12 protein-coding genes are annotated in these 16433 nt (G+C 73.0%); 5 read left to right on the forward strand and 7 right to left on the reverse strand.

Annotated elements, in window-relative coordinates; all coding sequences use genetic code 11:
- Positions 1–39 precede the first annotated feature (39 nt).
- The gene (gene hrpA / locus AB0I42_RS15920; protein WP_357537960.1) at positions 40–4128 is read left to right on the forward strand and encodes an ATP-dependent RNA helicase HrpA; all 4089 of its coding nucleotides are present in this window, start codon (positions 40–42) and stop codon (positions 4126–4128) included.
- Between the two features lie 22 nt (positions 4129–4150).
- Here the strand turns inward: hrpA and AB0I42_RS15925 are convergent, their stop codons facing one another.
- The 6 genes from AB0I42_RS15925 to AB0I42_RS15950 form a co-directional block, all read right to left on the reverse strand.
- Positions 4151–4420, reverse strand: a complete 270-nt coding sequence (locus tag AB0I42_RS15925; RefSeq protein WP_357537962.1) for a hypothetical protein — start codon at positions 4418–4420, stop codon at positions 4151–4153.
- Entirely contained in the window at positions 4421–4900 is a 480-nt protein-coding gene (locus AB0I42_RS15930) for a hypothetical protein (RefSeq protein ID WP_357537963.1), read from the reverse strand.
- A gap of 69 nt (positions 4901–4969) precedes the next feature.
- A complete protein-coding gene (locus tag AB0I42_RS15935; protein WP_357537966.1) occupies positions 4970–7885 on the reverse strand; it encodes a DUF87 domain-containing protein in 2916 nt (971 codons plus the stop codon).
- A complete protein-coding gene (locus AB0I42_RS15940) occupies positions 7882–9840 on the reverse strand; it encodes a hypothetical protein (RefSeq protein ID WP_357537968.1) in 1959 nt (652 codons plus the stop codon). Before AB0I42_RS15940 ends, AB0I42_RS15935 begins: the two co-directional genes overlap by 4 nt.
- 283 nt (positions 9841–10123) lie before the next feature.
- The gene (locus tag AB0I42_RS15945) at positions 10124–10783 is read right to left on the reverse strand and encodes a phosphotransferase (RefSeq protein WP_357537970.1); all 660 of its coding nucleotides are present in this window, start codon (positions 10781–10783) and stop codon (positions 10124–10126) included.
- 9 nt (positions 10784–10792) lie between these two features.
- Entirely contained in the window at positions 10793–11557 is a 765-nt protein-coding gene (locus AB0I42_RS15950; RefSeq protein WP_357537972.1) for a VOC family protein, read from the reverse strand.
- A 106-nt stretch (positions 11558–11663) separates the two neighbouring features.
- Between AB0I42_RS15950 and AB0I42_RS15955 the strand changes: the two genes are divergently transcribed.
- The 3 genes from AB0I42_RS15955 to AB0I42_RS15965 all read left to right on the forward strand — a co-directional run bounded on the left by AB0I42_RS15955 (position 11664) and on the right by AB0I42_RS15965 (position 14714).
- Positions 11664–12182 (forward strand): hypothetical protein, encoded by a 519-nt coding sequence (locus tag AB0I42_RS15955; protein WP_357537974.1) that lies wholly within the window; start codon positions 11664–11666, stop codon positions 12180–12182.
- A 544-nt stretch (positions 12183–12726) separates the two neighbouring features.
- Positions 12727–13938, forward strand: a complete 1212-nt coding sequence (locus AB0I42_RS15960; RefSeq protein WP_357537976.1) for a hypothetical protein — start codon at positions 12727–12729, stop codon at positions 13936–13938.
- Between the two features lie 95 nt (positions 13939–14033).
- Positions 14034–14714, forward strand: a complete 681-nt coding sequence (locus tag AB0I42_RS15965) for a hypothetical protein (RefSeq protein ID WP_357537978.1) — start codon at positions 14034–14036, stop codon at positions 14712–14714.
- 22 nt (positions 14715–14736) lie between these two features.
- Here the strand turns inward: AB0I42_RS15965 and AB0I42_RS15970 are convergent, their stop codons facing one another.
- Positions 14737–15672, reverse strand: a complete 936-nt coding sequence (locus AB0I42_RS15970; RefSeq protein ID WP_357538149.1) for a LysR substrate-binding domain-containing protein — start codon at positions 15670–15672, stop codon at positions 14737–14739.
- A gap of 113 nt (positions 15673–15785) precedes the next feature.
- Here AB0I42_RS15970 and AB0I42_RS15975 point away from each other — a divergent pair, with 113 nt between their 5' ends.
- Complete coding sequence (locus AB0I42_RS15975) at positions 15786–16430, forward strand: succinate dehydrogenase cytochrome b subunit (RefSeq protein WP_357538150.1); 645 nt, start codon at positions 15786–15788, stop codon at positions 16428–16430.
- Positions 16431–16433: the final 3 nt, after the last annotated feature.

Genomic DNA, 16433 nt, shown 5'->3' on the forward strand with positions numbered 1-16433 from the left:
AGCCGTCCCGCCCCGGGCATGCCTATCCTTGGCGACGACATGCAGACTCCGCCGCCCGCCCGCTCCACGCCCGATCCGACGAGCAGTCCGACCGACCGACGGCTCCACCCGGCCGACGGCACGGATCCGCCGGCCGACCGCACGAACCCGCCGGCCGACAGCCAGGATGCCCCGACCAGCCATTCTGGCGGGTTGTCCGACCTGCTGGCCCGCCTGCCCGAGCTGATGCCGCGCGATCAGCACCGCCTCCAGCGGCGGGTCGACGGCACCCGGAAGATCCGCGACCGGGAGCGGCGGGCCGCCGCGCTGGCCGAGATCGCCGGCGAGGTCGACCGGGCGGAGTCGCGGCTGGCCGCCCGGCGGGCGGCGGTGCCGGCGGTCAGCTACCCGCCGCAGTTGCCGGTCAGCGACCGCCGGGACGAGATCGCCGCCGCGATCCGCGACCACCAGGTGGTGATCGTCGCGGGCGAGACCGGCTCCGGCAAGACCACCCAGCTTCCCAAGATCTGCCTGGAGCTGGGGCGGGGGGTGCGCGGGCTGATCGGGCACACCCAGCCGCGCCGGCTCGCGGCGCGTACGGTCGCCGACCGGATCGCCGAGGAACTGGGCACGCAACTGGGTGAGACGGTCGGGTTCAAGGTGCGGTTCAGCGACCGGGTAGGCGACTCGACCATGGTCAAGCTGATGACCGACGGCATCCTGCTCACCGAGTTGCAGCACGACCGGCTGCTCCGCCAGTACGACACGTTGATCATCGACGAGGCGCACGAGCGCAGCCTCAACATCGACTTCATCCTCGGCTACCTGCGGCAACTCCTCCCCCGCCGACCCGACCTCAAGGTCGTCATCACCTCGGCGACCATCGACCCGCAGCGGTTCTCCCGGCACTTCGGCGACGCCCCGGTGATCGAGGTCAGCGGGCGGACGTACCCGGTCGAGGTCCGCTACCGGCCGCTGGTCCTCGACACCGAGGCGGAGGAGGACGACACCGACACCGACGTCGTACGCGACCAGATCCAGGCGATCTGCGACGCGGTCGGGGAACTGTCCGCCGAGGGGCCGGGCGACATCCTGGTCTTCCTCAGCGGCGAGCGGGAGATCCGCGACACCGCCGACGCGCTGAACCGCCTCGACCTGCGGAACACCGAGGTGCTGCCGCTGTACGCCCGGCTGTCGACCGCCGAGCAGCACCGGGTCTTCCAACCGCACGGCGGCCGGCGGGTGGTGCTGGCCACCAACGTCGCCGAGACGTCGCTGACGGTGCCCGGCATCAAGTACGTCGTCGACCCCGGCACCGCCCGGATCTCCCGCTACAGCCACCGGCTGAAGGTGCAGCGGCTGCCGATCGAGCCGGTCTCGCAGGCATCGGCCAACCAGCGCAAGGGCCGCTGCGGGCGTACGTCGGACGGCATCTGCATCCGGCTCTACGACGAGCAGGACTTCCTGTCCCGGCCCGAGTTCACCGATCCGGAGATCCTGCGTACCAACCTCGCGTCGGTCATCCTCCAGATGACCTCGATCGGTCTGGGCGACCTGGCCGCGTTCCCGTTCATCGACCCGCCGGACCGGCGCAACGTCGCCGACGGGGTGGCGCTGCTGCACGAACTCGGGGCGATCGACCCGGCGCAGGACGACCCGCGCCGCCGGCTGACCGCGCTCGGCCGGCGCCTCGCCCAACTGCCGGTCGACCCGCGGCTGGCCCGGATGGTGCTCGAGGCCGACCGCAACGGCTGCGTCGCCGAGGTCATGGTGATCGCCGCCGCACTGTCCATCCAGGACCCCCGGGAGCGGCCGGCGGACAAGCAGGCCCAGGCCGACCAGATGCACGCGCGGTTCGTCGACAAGGAGTCCGACTTCGCGACGTACCTCAACCTGTGGCGCTACCTGCGCGAGCAGCAGCAGGAGCGGTCGTCCAGCTCGTTCCGCCGGATGTGCAAGGCGGAGCACCTCAACTACCTGCGGGTCCGGGAGTGGCAGGACATCCACTCGCAGCTGCGGCAGGTGGCCCGCACGCTCGACGTGACCGCCAACGAGGAGCCGGCCGACGCGCAGCGTGTCCACCAGTCACTGCTCGCCGGCCTGCTGTCGCACCTCGGCGTACGGGACGAGAAGAGCAAGCCCACCGACACCGGCCGGGGCGGGCGCAACGACTACCTCGGCGCCCGGGGCGCCAAGTTCGCCCTGTTCCCCGGATCGGCGCTGTTCCGCAAACCGCCACGCTGGGTGATGGTCGCCGAACTGGTCGAGACGTCCCGGCTGTGGGGCCGCATCGCCGCCCGCATCGAACCGGAATGGGCCGAGTCGCTCGCCGGCCACCTGGTCAAGCGCAGCTACAGCGAACCGCACTGGGAGAAGAAGCAGGCGTCGGTCGTCGCGCACGAGAAGGTGACCCTGTACGGGATACCGCTGGTCACCTCACGCAAGGTCCAGTTCGGCCGGATCGACCCGGCGCTGTCCCGGGAACTGTTCATCCGGCACGCCCTGGTCGAGGGCGACTGGCAGACCAGCCACGCGTTCTTCGCCGCCAACCGGGCGCTCCTCGGCGAGATCGAGGAACTCGAACACCGGGCCCGCCGCCGCGACATCCTCGTCGACGACCAGACCCTCTTCGACTTCTACGACCAGCGGATTCCGGCCGACGTCGTCTCCGGCCGGCACTTCGACACCTGGTGGAAGCGGATTCGCCGGGAGAAGCCGGAACTGCTCACCTTCGACCGGGAGATGCTGGTCAACGCCGGCCGGGGCGGCGTCGACCCGGCCGACTATCCGGACGTGTGGCGTTCCGACGGCTTCCAGTTGCCACTGAAATACGAGTTCGAGCCCGGCAAGCCGACCGACGGCGTCACCGTCGACATCCCGCTGCCGGTACTCAACCAGGTCCGGGCCGACGACTTCGACTGGCAGGTGCCCGGGCTGCGCGAGGAACTCGTCGTCGCGCTGATCCGCTCGCTGCCGAAGGCCACCCGGCGCAACTTCGTACCGGTGCCCGACTACGCGCGGGCGGTGCTGGCCCGGATCACCCCCGGCCAGGAGCCGCTGCTCGACGCGGTCACCCGTGAGCTGCGCCGGATGACCGGGGTCACCGTCGCCCCGCAGGAGTGGGACCGGTCCCGCATCCCCGACCACCTGCGGGTCACCTACCGGGTGCTCGGCGACGACGACCGGCCGGTCGCCGAGGGCAAGAGCCTGCCGGCGCTGCAACAGCAGCTCAAGACCGAGGTACGCCAGACCGTCGCCGCCGCGGCGGGCGACATCGAACGGTCCGGGCTGACCGACTGGGCCGACCTCGGCACGATCCCGCCCACTGTGGAGCAGGTGCGCGCCGGCTACCTGGTCACCGCCTACCCGGCGCTCGTCGACGAGGGCGACACCGTCGCCCTGCGGGTCTTCGAGACCGAACTGGAGCAGCGGACCGCGATGCGCGCCGGCACCCGCAGGCTGCTGCGGCTCACCGTCGCCTCCCCGGTCAAGTTCCTCCAGGGCCGGCTGTCCAACGAGGCCAAGCTCGCCCTGAGCCGCAACCCGCACCGCAGCGTCGTCGACCTGATCGACGACGCCGCCGGCGCCGCCGTCGACCACCTCGTCGACGCCGCCGGCGGCCCCGCCTGGGACGCCGCCGGGTTCGCGGCGCTCCGAGACCGGGTACGCGCCGACCTCGTCGACACCGTCGTCGAGGTGGTCGGCCGCACCCAGAAGGTGCTGAGCACCGCCTACGCCGTCGAGCAGCGGTTGGGGCGTACGTCCAGCCTCACCCTGGTCGCCGCGCTGGCCGACATCCGGGCGCAGTTGTCGGCGCTGGTCTACCCGGGCTTCATCACCGACACCGGCTACGCGCGGCTGGCCGACCTGCCCCGCTACCTGACGGCGATCGAGCGGCGGCTGGACCGGCTGGCCCAGAATCCGCAACGCGACCGGGAACAGCAGGCCCGCATCGACCAGGTGCGCAAGGAGTACGACGAGATGCTGGCCGCCCTGCCGCCGAGCCGCCGGGCCGACGCCGACGTACGCGACATCCGCTGGATGATCGAGGAGCTGCGGGTGAACGTGTTCGCGCAGGCGCTCGGCACCCCTTACCCGGTGTCGGAGCAGCGCATCTACCGCGCCATGGACCAGGCCGAAGGCCGCTGACCGGCACGCGAAGTCTGCGCGGTCAGCGACGTGGCCGACGTGGGTTCTCCGTCTGTTCGTCGCCTTCCGGCAGGTCGGCGGAGAACGTTCCCACGTCGCCTCGGGCAATGTCGACGAGTTTCCGGCCGAGGGAATCGACATCCTCTCTGGCACAGCCGGTCCGGATGAAGAATTCCGCCCGGGACAAGCCAACCGTGGCCTCGGTGAGGCAGGCGGCCAATCGCATCGCCTCATCACTGTCGAGCACAATTTCGATCCGGTTCGCAATACGCTCAGCACGCACGTCGATCACCTAGGCTTTCCGCTGATTGAAATCGTCTGAGGATTCCCTGAAGGCTGTAATCGAATATCGTCCACGCTGAACGACCGTGATGTCCATGCTGGAGTCGAACCACCCGACACCTCCGCCCCGGAGAGCGCTACCGTCGCTTCTGTCAACAAAGCCCTCCAGATAGTCGGCCAAGGCATCATCAGACATGCCGAGATCGTGATTCCGAGCCCTACCGAGTCTGATCTCATCTGCCAACTCCTGAGCTATGTGAAGGACTCCCTGATAGGCGGCGTCAGAGCAGTTCTCCAAGCCACGTCGGCCGATATCCTCATCTTGCTCGGCGACCTCCCTCCGCGCCTTCCTACGAGAAGGGCCATCCGCTTCCACCGTCTCAGCGGCAACATCGCCGGCGCCACCTGCCGATTGCGGGTCGTCCGGCGGGACACCGCTGTCGGCCGGCTCGTCGAGGCCACGTGACATGCGATGGATACGCTCGCCCATACGTTCCCCCATGTGAACCTAGGCCGGATTCGCAACACCAGGCCCGAGGTGTCGCAACCCGTTCGACCGTCATGCGGCGGCTCCGAGGTATCTGGCGGGCCAGGCGCAGCGCGGGAAACGGCGCAGGGCGGCATCGACGCGCTCGTTCCAGTCGGGGTCGGTGTGACGCGCCCCGATGGCGGCCACCAGCGCGGGCGGGTCGTCGTTGCCGAGCACCGTCGTCCGGCGCCGGGCCCCGTCGCGCTGGTCGGCGGCGAACCAGCCCCGCACGACCGCCAGTTGGTCGGCGCTGGCCGCGTACGGGATCCGGGCCTGGTGGGTGGCGTTCCACCCGGCCGTACGGGGGTGGGCCGGCGCCGCCGGGTCGGCGCGTACGGCCTCGGTGAGTTCGTCGAGAACGAGCGCCCACCGGTACGGCGCGGCCAACCACCCGGGTTCCTCGTCGGCGCAGCGGACGGTGCGGCCGGGCAGTCCCGGCAGGGTGGCCAGCACGTGCGCCGCGAGGTCGTCCGGGGTGCAGCCGAGGACGGGGGCACGGGCGGCCACAGCGCGGTCGACGGCGTGTGACAGGGCGCAGTGCCGCAGCCGGGCCGGCAGTGCCTCGACCTCCGCCATCAGGTCGCCGTCGGGCAGCGGGCTGCCCCAGCCGGTGAGGTGTCCCAGGACGCCGAGTTCGGCCCAGACGACGAGCAGCGGCCGGTCCTCGAGAAGGTGCTCGGCGTGCCGCATCTGGCGCAGGTCGCAGGGCCGGACGCGGCAGTCGGTGCCACAGGTGACGCTGCGCCGGCCGATCAGGGTGTCGACCGGTGCGGTGCGTACGGCGGTGGCTTCCCGGTCGGTGCCGTCGGGGACGGTCACCAGTAGCGGGTGGTCCATCCCGTCGGTGAACACCGCGCCGGTGCCGGGCCGGAGCGTGACCAGGTATGCCGACTGCGCCTCGGTCAGGTTGACGGTGGCGCCGACGGCGTCCCGGTCGTCGCGGGCCGGCAGCCGGTGGATGACCTTGACCGCGGTGTTCTTGATGACGTCCGGGGCGAGCTTGGCGGGAATCTGTTCGGCGATCACCAGGCCCTCGCCGTACGCCCGGATCTCGGCGAGCAGCGACGCGAACAGTTCGACGGCATGGGCGGCCGGCCCCGGACGCTCGGTGCGGCGCAGCAGCCGGTGTGCCTCCTCGAAGACGCTCAGGTGCCGCAGGCCGGTGCGCGCGGGTGCCGGGTCGCGCCGCTGGGCGACCCGCAGGTGTTCGACGAGCCGGATGAGCAGGGCACCCATCAGGAACGCCTTGTCGCGGTCGTCGCCGACGTCCTCGATCTCGAAGACGACGCGGGCGGCGAGCAGCCGGTCGAGGTCGAGCGGGTGGCCGCCCTCGAAGAACCGGCCGGTCGTGCCGAGCCGCAGGCTGGCCAGCCTGACCCGGACGAATCCGCGGACGTTGTCGCTGATCTCCGGGCCGTACCCGATCTCGGCCACCACCTGTTCGGCGGCCCGTTGGAGGTCGGTGAGGGTGGGGTGGCGGGGCCGGCGGCCGGCGGTGCGGGCGGCGCCGAGCGGCAGGTCCCAGCCCTGCTCGGTGTAGCAGCGGTGCAGCGCGGCGGCCAACACCTGCGGGAACGGTTCGTCGGCCTCGAACGCGGCCAGGAACAGCGCGCGGACCAGGTCGAGATGGGTCTGGAGCGGGAACCCGGCGGCGGGTTCGAGCGGGTTGAGGCCGACGGGCGGGGCGTCGGGATCACCGGGCCGGACGGCGACGATCCGGCCCGGGCCGAGCCGGGCGGCCATCGAGCGGTATTCGGCCTTGGCCGGTTCGACGACCAGCCACGGCAGGCCGGCGGCGGTGGCACCGTCGAGCAGGTGCCGGATGGTCTGCGACTTGCCGGCACCGGTCGCCCCGCAGACGAAGGTGTGCCGGTTGAGGCTCGCGCCCGGCAGCCGGAGCCGGCCGGCGGGCGCTCCGTCACGGTCCAGGATCTCGCCGATGTCTATGCCGTCGGGGTCCGCGGCCTCGGGGGTGACGTCAAAGGTCGGCCTGGGTACGACCCGCAGACCGGGCACCTCCACCGCGGGTGGCCGGGCGAGCGCGGCGACCAGCAGCGAACCGGCCAGCAGCGGTTCGCCTTCGGGGCCGTCGGCGGCCGGGTCGAGCAGGCCGGCCGGATCGACCGGGGCCGGGTCGGGGGCGAACGCGTACGGCAGTCCGGTCAGGTCGGCGCCCGCGCAGAGCAGACCCGCGACGGCCGTGGCGGCGGCCGGGTCGGGGCCGCCGGCGAACAGCCGTACCCGCCAGAGGCCGGTCGCCTCGGCGGCGCGCAACTCGCGGTGGCGGTGTTCCAGCCGGACGGCGCGTACCGCGTGCTCCGGTGACGAGGCGCGGGCCCGGGCGTCACGTTCGGCGGCGGCGACCCGGTCGGCCTCGCGGCGGATGTCGGCGGGCGGGACCGGTACGGCGACCAGCAGCCAGGCGAAGGGGCGGTGCCAGGCGCCGAGCAGCCCGTCGGCGAGATCGGGGCGCCGCGCGGCCGGCTCCGGTGTCGGCTGGTCCACGAGGAGACCGTCGACCACGCCGCGCAGTTCGGTCCAGGCGGGCAGGGCGCCGAGGAGCCCCGCCACGTCGGCGGCGGGACAGGGCTCGCCGCGGCTGCCGGGCGGGAAGTTCAACGGCACGGCCCGCCCGGCGGCGGCACCGCGCGGTGCCGGTGCCGGGTCGCGCGGTCGCGGGACCGGTGCCGCCGGTGCGGTCGAGGCGGTGGTCAGCACGGTGACCGGGCCGCCTTGCGCTGTCCGGCACCAGCCGAAGACCAGCGGTGGGGCCGGGGCGTGGACGCCGAGGTGGTAGGCGGAGACGACCGCCGCGTGCCGCCGGGGCCGGTCCGGGTCGTTGCCGGCGCGGTCCGGGTCACCGGGCGGTGGCGGGGCCGGCGCGAACACCTCGACGACCCGGCACAGGTCGGCGGGCGCGACGACGGGCGCGGAAACGGCCTTCACGATGGCGGCCGTTGGCGCGGCGGCCGGGCCGGCGGCGCCGCGGTGAGCGGCAGCGGGGGCGCGGCGGGTAACGGCGCGGCGGCGGTCGGGCCCCCGACGGCCGGTCCCGTCACCTCCGGCGGGGACGGCAGCGGGCCCATGCCGACCCGGGGCAGGGTGACGAGGTCCGGGTTGCACTCGGTCGGGACCACGGTGGCGCCGTCGTCGTCGCGGCGGACCAGGATCAGCGCGTAGTCGGGCAACTCCTGGAAGGTCCGCGGTTCGACGGCGTACTCGTAGACCCGCTGCCGGCTCTCGGCGTCGCTCCAGTTGGTGCCGTCGGCGAGGCTGCGGGTACGGCTCCAGTTCCGGGTGACGCTCCAGTTGGCGCTCTCGCTCAGGTTCCAGCCCCGGTTGCGGCTCCAGGTGGTCGGCGTGGATCCGCGACCGCCGCCGCGGCCGGTGCCGTCCGACGTCCCCCATCCGGTGCCGTGCCCCTCGGTGTCGCTCGCGCCCTCGGTGTCGGCGACCGTGTGAGTCTCGTTGCCGCCCAGGGTCCGGGTCAGTTGGGAGAGCACGAACCGGTGTTCCCGGCCGACGAAGTCGGCGGCGTGCCGGGCCTCCTCGTGGTTGCCGAGCCGCATGAAGCCGACCGTGCCGGCGCCGATCGCCTGCACCACCGGGCCGCGCAGGTGGCGGTGGAGCAGGACCAGCCGTACGCCGCGTCGCTCGCAGAGGTCGCCGAGCCGCTCGACGTGCCGGGCGGGCAGGTCGTCGGCACCGGCGACGACGAGGCTGCCCGGTCGGGCCGGCCCGTGGGCGATCCGCCGGATCAGCCACTGCACGACGAGGTCGTCGAGCAGTTCGGCACGTACGGTGCGGCCGCCGGTCGCCAGGGCCAGGCAGGTCAGCGCGGCGGCCGGGCGGGCGTCGCGCCGGGTGCCGAGCGGGGCCAGCGGTTCGACGAACGACTCCAGCCGGCTCAGGTGCTGGTGCGCGTGCCGGCGGTAGTCGTCGCCGAAGATCCGGTCGGCGACGTGCCGGCGCTCCTCGGGGGTCAGCTCGGGGGTGTCGCCCGGTTCGTTCATGAGGACCCGGAGCGCGGCGGCGAGCCTGGCCATCGAGATGTGCTCGCCGAGCGCGGCGCAGACGGCGGTCAGGATCCGGTCGTCCATCAACCGGCCGGCCAGCTCGGTCGGCGGCTGCCCGGAGTGGATCGACTCCACCAGTGAGTCGACGAGCTGGCGGGGGGTGAGCCCGACGAGCAGGTCGCTGTCGGCCAGTTCGTCGGGGAGCAGCAGCAGATCGACGGTCAGCCCGTTGGCGGCGGCGACCCGCAGCAGTTCCCGGCTGACCGCCTCACCGGACAGGTCGACCATGACCATGGGGCCCCGGGTGGCCAGCAGCGACGTACCGCAGACCGTCAGCAGGGCCTCCCAGCCCCACAGGTTGCCGCCCACGACGTCGACCCGGCGGGCGTCCGGTCCCGGTGACACGGTGCCCCATTCCGGCAACGCGTCGACCCGGTCGGTCTCCTGCCGTTCGAACGTGGCCTTGCGGGCCGCCCATTCGGCCTCGGCCCGCTCGTGCCGCTGACGCAGTTCGTCGGCGGTGCGGACGGCCCGGCCGCGCAGTACGCCGTACCGGACGAGGACGCCGGCGGCGGCGCCCAACCCGGCGAGCAGCGACACCGTGCCGAGTGAGCGGAACAGGTCGCCGGCCATCGAGCCGACGCACGCCAGAATGGTGGCGGCCGCCGTCCCGGAGCCGGCGGTGACGAACAGGTTCCGGGGCAGCCGCGCTCGGGCGACCACCACTTTGGCCGACAGGTCGACCCGAGGTGGCGGTGGCAGCGGAAGCACTTCGGGAAAGGGCCGCCGCTGCGTGTTCCGGTCCCGGAAGACCCAGCCGAGACGCTCTCCGGCGGTCAGGAGGGTGGTGGTTTCGTCACCGGGCGACGGCGCTGCCACCGGCACTGTTTCCCATGATCGACACCCCGTTATCGAATGCATGAGCTTCAATTGAAAGAGGTCATGCTAGACCGATTCGCAAGCTCTCCACCAGGGACGTTTCATTGATGCCGCAAGGGCGACGCCCGCGAAGCCCAGTTATTACGCCACGATCGGGTGATATGACCAAGGGTGCCACTTTGAGCACGTCGCCAGATGGCGCGAACCGTCCTCAGTGGTCGCGGCGCCCCTGCCGGACGGCGGCTCGGCCGTCGGTGACTCAGCCGTCGGTGACTCAGCCGTCGGCGGCTCAGCCCACGGCGGCGCGGACGAGCGCGGCGGCCCCGCCCAGCGACGCCTTCTCGGCGGCGCTCAGCGTGGGATTGCCGGCCCGCATCGCGACCGCCCGCGGCAGCAGGTCGAGCGGCCGACCGCCGGCCGCGCCGAGGAACGCGAACAGCATCTCCCGGGCCGGCACGGCGTACGGGCCGGCCGGATCGGCCGCGACCTCGGCGAGGATGAGCGCCGACAGCGCCACGTCGAAGTCCGGCGGCCCGTCGACGGCGTTGCGCCAGTCGATGACCACCGGCCCGCGGGCGGTGAGCATGACGTTGTCGGGGTGCAGGTCCAGGTGCAGGACGCGGTCCGCCGGGTCCGTCGACAACCGGGCGGGGATCTCGTGCAGCCGCCGGTGCAGGTCGGCGAGCAGTTCGGCACCGGCGGCCGGGGTCACCGCGAAGGCGGCCAACGCGCCCAGCAGGGTCGGGCCGTCGAGGCGCTCCATCACCAGATCGGGCCCGCCGGCCGAGACGACCCGGGGCACCGGATAGCCGTACCCGGCGACGTGGGCCATCATCGCCGCCTCCCCGACCACGTCGCCACCGGCGCGGTAGCGGCGCAGCACGGTGCCGGCGTCGAGGAGGAAGACGTCGGCCTCTCGTCCCCTGGCGAACGGCACCGGTGCGGCCATGCGGCGACCCTAGCCGCCGTGGGCCGGCTCCCCCGCACCGGACCCGGCCACCCGCCACCCGTCGTCGCGCAGAAGGTCGCCGAGTTCGGCCATCCGACGCAGTTCGTCGCGCAGCGAACCGCGTTGGTCGTCGGTCAGCGGCGTACCGGCCGCCCGGTCGAGCAGTTCGGCGGCCGCACCGGGGTCACCACTGCGCTGCGCGATGTCGGCGCGCAGCACCAGCAACCGGACCAGCTGCCCGGCGGTCGGCTTCCCGTCGGGCCGGGCGAGCACCCGGTCGAGCACCCTGGCCGCGCCCGGAAGGTCCTCTTTCGAGTCGGCGAACAGGGTCGCGGTGTGCAGCGCCTTCTCGTACGGGTCCCGGGGCGCCGGGCGGATCTCGGGGCCGCCCCCGTCGGGTTGCCCGACCCGGATGCTGTTCCCGCCCGGGTCGGTCATCAGGAACTGCCGTACGCCGTACGAGGTGTCCCTGAGCGGGCCGATGCGGGGGATGCCGCGGGTGGGGATCCGGCCGTAGAAGCCCTTCAGTCCACTGCGGAACGTCTCGTACAGTGTCTCGACGTCGTCGGTGAGCACGTAGCAGCCGCCGAGCGAGGTGGCCGGATCGAAGTCCCTCATGCCGAAGAACTGCAACTCGATGTCGCCGCGTTCGACGACGAGGTAGGGGTAGGGCGCCTTCTGGAGGTAGGTCACCTCGAAGCCGAGCGCGGTGTAGAAGTCGGACACCGGGCTGATCTGGGCGCAGGTGAGCAGCGGGATGGTCTTCTCAGCCATGCGGCGACGGTAGACCGGACCGGCGCCCATACGCCTATGGAAAGTTCGGGGGCTGCGCCGGACCGGCGGGGCGGTCCGGGGCGGCCACGGTCGCTAGGTTGTCGGCATGGCGGGTGAAGCGGCACGGACGCGCCGGTCGTGGCTCCTGGTCGGGCTGCCGGCGGTGGCCGTCGCCGCCGGGGCGCTCGCGGTGGGCCTGCCGGTGCTGCGTGGCCTGGGGGTGACCGGGAACGACCCGCCGGTGGTCGTCGAGCGGTCGGCTTTCGCCGTCGTGTGCGAGGTCAGCCGGCCCGACGACTGCGAGCGGCGGACGCGGCTGCACGCCGACCGGCGGCCGGTGCCCCTGCCGGAGCACATGCGGGCGCTGACCGACTGGCAGCGGGTCGTCCTGCCCGCCCCGTCCGGCGGTGTGGTCGCCGTCGACGAGGTACGGGCGGCGATCGTCGCGGCCGGGCACCCCGATCCGGTGGTCCAGATCGCGCTGGCCGGCGACCCGGCACCGCCCGGCACGGTCCTGTTCGCGGTGCCGGTGTACGAGACCTGCGTGATCGGCCACCTCGGTGGTGGATCACACGACCTTCAGGTGGTCGGCCCGCTGCCCGACGGCCGCTGCCTGGCCGGCTGAGCCGGGCGGGCCGACACGCCGGGGCGGGCTGCCCGAGCCAGGCGCGCCGAGTGCCGCCGGGAAGGGCGGGCCGCCCGAGCCGGGCACGCCGAGTGCCGCCGGCGCTGGCGCGCCCACGCGACCTCGGCGCCCCGCCGGCCACGGGAGACTTTTCAGCACTTATCGCCCTGGCGGATCGAGGGCGGCGGAAAGAGACCTGTTGATCTGGGCGGGAGAGACCTTATCCACGCGCGATAAGGTCTCTCCCGCCCAGATCAACGAGGACCACCCACGACGCTCAGCGAGAAGCGTCGCGCCGGGATGGACCGGACGGACCGGTCGGATGGCGATCCGGCGCCTGGCCGTCGGCGACGGTCGACCCTCATCCCCGACAGATTTCGGGATCGTTTCGGACCAGCCCCTTGCCTGAGTTGATCGAGACCTTCTAGGGTCCGAGAAAGCGCTTGCCGCAACAGTTGCAGCCGGCCGGCGAGCCGTTTCGCCGGAGGTGGTCCGTGCGCCCGTACGCCCAGGTCGTGGTCACCGACACCACGGACGCCGGTCGATGAGCACCGAACCGGCGGGCGCCCCGCGGCGGTGGACCGACGCGGCCGGCGCCTGGCTCGGCCTCGGCGCCGCCCCCGCCGCGCTGATCATGGGCGCCGGGATGGCCGACCGCAACGGCGGTGCGCTCCCACTGGTCGCCGTGCTCTGCGGTGCCGTACTGATGGCGCTGCTGCTCTTCGGGCAGGGCGCGCTGGGCGTACGTCCCCCGTACGGCGAGGGCGCGACGCTGACCGAGGTGGCGCCGCGCTACCTGCACCCGTCGAGTCGTCCGCTGATCGGCCTGGTCCTCGGCATCGCCATGATCGGCTGGAACGGGTTCAACGTCGGGCTGGGCGGCGCCTCCCTGGCCGCCGTGACCGGGCTGCCCGGCCCGGTCGCCGCGCTGCTGCTGGCCGCCACCGTGATCGCCGCGTCGTTCGCCTCGCCCCGGCTCGGCAACCGGATCGCGGTGCTCACCACGCTGTCGGCGCTCGCCCTGGTCGCGCTCTGCCTGATCCGGTTGCGCCCGGACTCGGCGCCGGTCACCGTCGGGGTCGGGGGCCTCGGCATGGCCGCCGACGTCGCCGCGATGTGCGGGTACGCCGCCGTCTTCGCCCTGCGTGCCCCCGACTTCAGCCGTGACCTGGCGGGCCGGCGCGACCTGCTGTGGTGCGTGGGGCTGCTGGTCGTACCGGCGGCACTGCTCGTCGTGGCCGGTGCCGGGGTGTGGCTGCGTACCGGTTCGGCCGACGTGGTCGCGGTGCTGGGCGGCACCGCGGGAATCGCGGCGTACGGGAACCTGTTCGTCACCGCCGGCATCTTCGCGCCGTCGCTGACCACGACGTTCTCCGGGGCGCTGGCCCTGCGCGGGGTGTGGCCGAGGTTGTCGACGGCCGTCGCGACGCTGCTGGTGGCGGTGCCCGGCGCGGCGCTGGCCGCGATGCGGTTCGACCGGCTGATGCTGCCCTGGCTCACCGTGCTCGCGGCCGCACTGCCGCCCCTGGTCGTACCGATGGCCGTCGAGGCGTTCCGGCGCCGGCGCGGGCGGACGCCGCGGACCGTACCGGTGTGGACCTGGCTGCCGGCGGGGGCCGTCGCCGTCACGCTCACCGTCCTGGGCACGCCCGTCGCGGCCCTGGTCGGCCTGCTGCTGGCGGCGCTGGCCACCGCCGGTCACCTGCGGCGCCGACCGCCGGGTACGGGTACGACCGACCGACGCCTTTCGCGCTGACCAACGGAAGTTTTCGGCATCGGCGTCGAACTATGGACTGGTATCGACGAAAGCCGTAACCTCTGCGCAACAGCGCCCGCCTCGAGGAGCCGTGCATGTCGCCGAGAACCGGCCCGCCGTCGTACACCCGGAACCGGACCGGCGGCGGACGCCCCGGGTGGCGCACGGCGCTGGTCCTGCTGCTGTCGGTCGTCCTGGCCGGGCTCGTCGGCGGCGCGATCGGCTATTCGATCGCCGCTCCGGACGCGACCGAGTCGGCGGTGGAGCGGATCCGGGCCGAGGAGGCCCGGCGGGACGTCGCCCAGATCACCGCGCTGACCGCGCAGGCCCGGACCACCCGGGCCGAGTTGGAGACCCTGCTGGGCGAACTCGACCCGGCCCTGGCCGCCGGCGCGCCACCGGCCGACGCCGACCGGGTGGCCCGCTGGCAGGCGACCATGCGGACCGCCGTCGAGCGGCACGCCGAGACCCCGTCGGGTACGACCGCGACCAACGTGGCCCGCGGCGCGCTGCGCGGCGCCGTCGACGGCTTCGCGACCGCGGTCGACCTCTACGCCGCCGCGCTGCCGTTGCCGGCGGCCGACCGGGCCACGCTGCTGACGGTCGTGCAGCGCCAGCGGACCGATGCGGCGACGGCCTGGTCGGTGGCGGCGGCACAGCTCGACCAGATCAACATCGACGCCGGCAACGGCCATCAGCACGTCTACCTCGGCGGGCATGCCGGCGAGGGCGCGTTCACCCCCGACGGCGCGCCGGAGGGCCACTCCGACGACTGAGGCCGCTCTCCCCCGGGCCGGTTCACAGGGGTTCGACGCCGGCCGGGAGGGTCCGGTCGGCGGCGGCCGTACGCAGGTATTCGTGCAGGGTCTGGCGCAGCGCCTGAGCGGCGTGGGTCGGCACCACGCCCCGGCGCCAGGCCAGCGCGATCGTGCGCCGGATGCCCGGTGCGGCCAGCGGGGTGGCGTGCAGTTGGGGCCGGCCGGCGACGACGATGCCGGGCACCAGGGCGACGCCGAGACCGGCCTCGACGAAACTGAGCACGGCGTCCATCTCGCCGCCCTCGACGGCGAACCGCGGGGTGAACCCGGCGTTGCGGCACGCCTCCAGGGTCGCGTCGCGCAGGTCGTATCCGGTGCGGAACATGACCAGCGGCTGGTGGCGCAGCGCGATCAGGTCGACCGGACCCTCCGGCGCCACGCCGAACAGCGGGCCGACCGACGCGACCACGAGGTTCTCCCGCAGGATCGGTTCGGCGGTCAGGGTCGGGTCGGTGCCCTGGCCGGGCAGGATGATCAGCGCCAGGTCGAGTCCGCCCTGGGTGAGTTCGCGTACGAGGTCCTGCGAGCCCCCTTCCTCGACGTGCAGGTCGATGGTGGGGTGGGCGGCCCGGAACCGGCTGAGCACCTGCGGGGCGAGCGACGAGCACAGGCTGGGGGTGGCGCCGAGGCGTACCCGGCCGCGCCGCAGGCCGACGAGTTCCTGGACCTCGCGCCGGGCGGTGTCGACGTCGGCCAGGATCCGGGCGGCCAGCGGCAGGAGGGCGTCACCGGCGGCGGTGAGGGCGACGTGGCCGCGTACGCGTTCGAACAGAGGGGCTCCGAGCTCGGCTTCCAGGCTGTGAATCTGCTTACTTAAAGAAGGCTGAGTGATCCCGACGCTCTCGGCCGCCTGGGTGAAATGTCGGTGTTTGGCCACGGCCAGGAAGTACTTGAGCTGTTGGAGCTGCATAGCGATAGCCTATGGCTATCGTCGCTGCGACTGCGATGCATTGGACGACTGGATCAGGCGGTCCTTACGTTCGTGCCGTGGCAGTAGCGACCCGGTCGCCGATCCGCTCCAGCGTCGGCATGAAGGCCCTCATGGCGGTGACGGGCATCCTCTTGGTGCTCTTCCTCTTCGCCCACATGCTCGGCAACCTCAAGATCTTCGTGGGCCAGTCGTCGTTCGACGAGTACGCCCACTGGCTGCGCGGCATCGGCACCCCGATCCTGCCCGACACCTGGTTCCTGTGGATCCAGCGCTTCGGGCTGCTCGCCGCGGTGATCGGACACATCGTGGCGGCGACGGTGCTGGCCGTACGCGCCCGCAAGGCCCGCCCGGTCCGCTACGCCCACCGGCCCAAGGTGCAGGGCAGCTACGCGGCCCGCACCATGCGCTGGGGCGGCGTGATCATCGTCCTGTTCGTGATCTACCACATCCTCGACCTGACGACCGGGCACCTGAACCCGATCGGCGACAAGTCCGCCCCGTACGGCAACGTGGTCGCCGACTTCGCCCCGGACCGGTGGTACGTCACCGCCTTCTACACGCTGGCCATCCTCGCCCTCGGCTTCCACCTGCGGCACGGCATCTACAGCGCGCTGCGCACGCTCGGGCAGCAGACCGCGGACGGGGAACGCAACGCCCGGGTGATCGCCCTCGGCGTCGCGGTCGTTCTCTGCGTCGGCTACCTGACGGTGCCGTTCGCCGTACTCACCGGATTGGTGTCCTGAGCC

Source organism: Polymorphospora sp. NPDC050346, from assembly GCF_040655695.1.
In the GTDB taxonomy this organism is placed as follows: Bacteria; Actinomycetota; Actinomycetes; order Mycobacteriales; family Micromonosporaceae; genus Polymorphospora; species Polymorphospora lycopeni.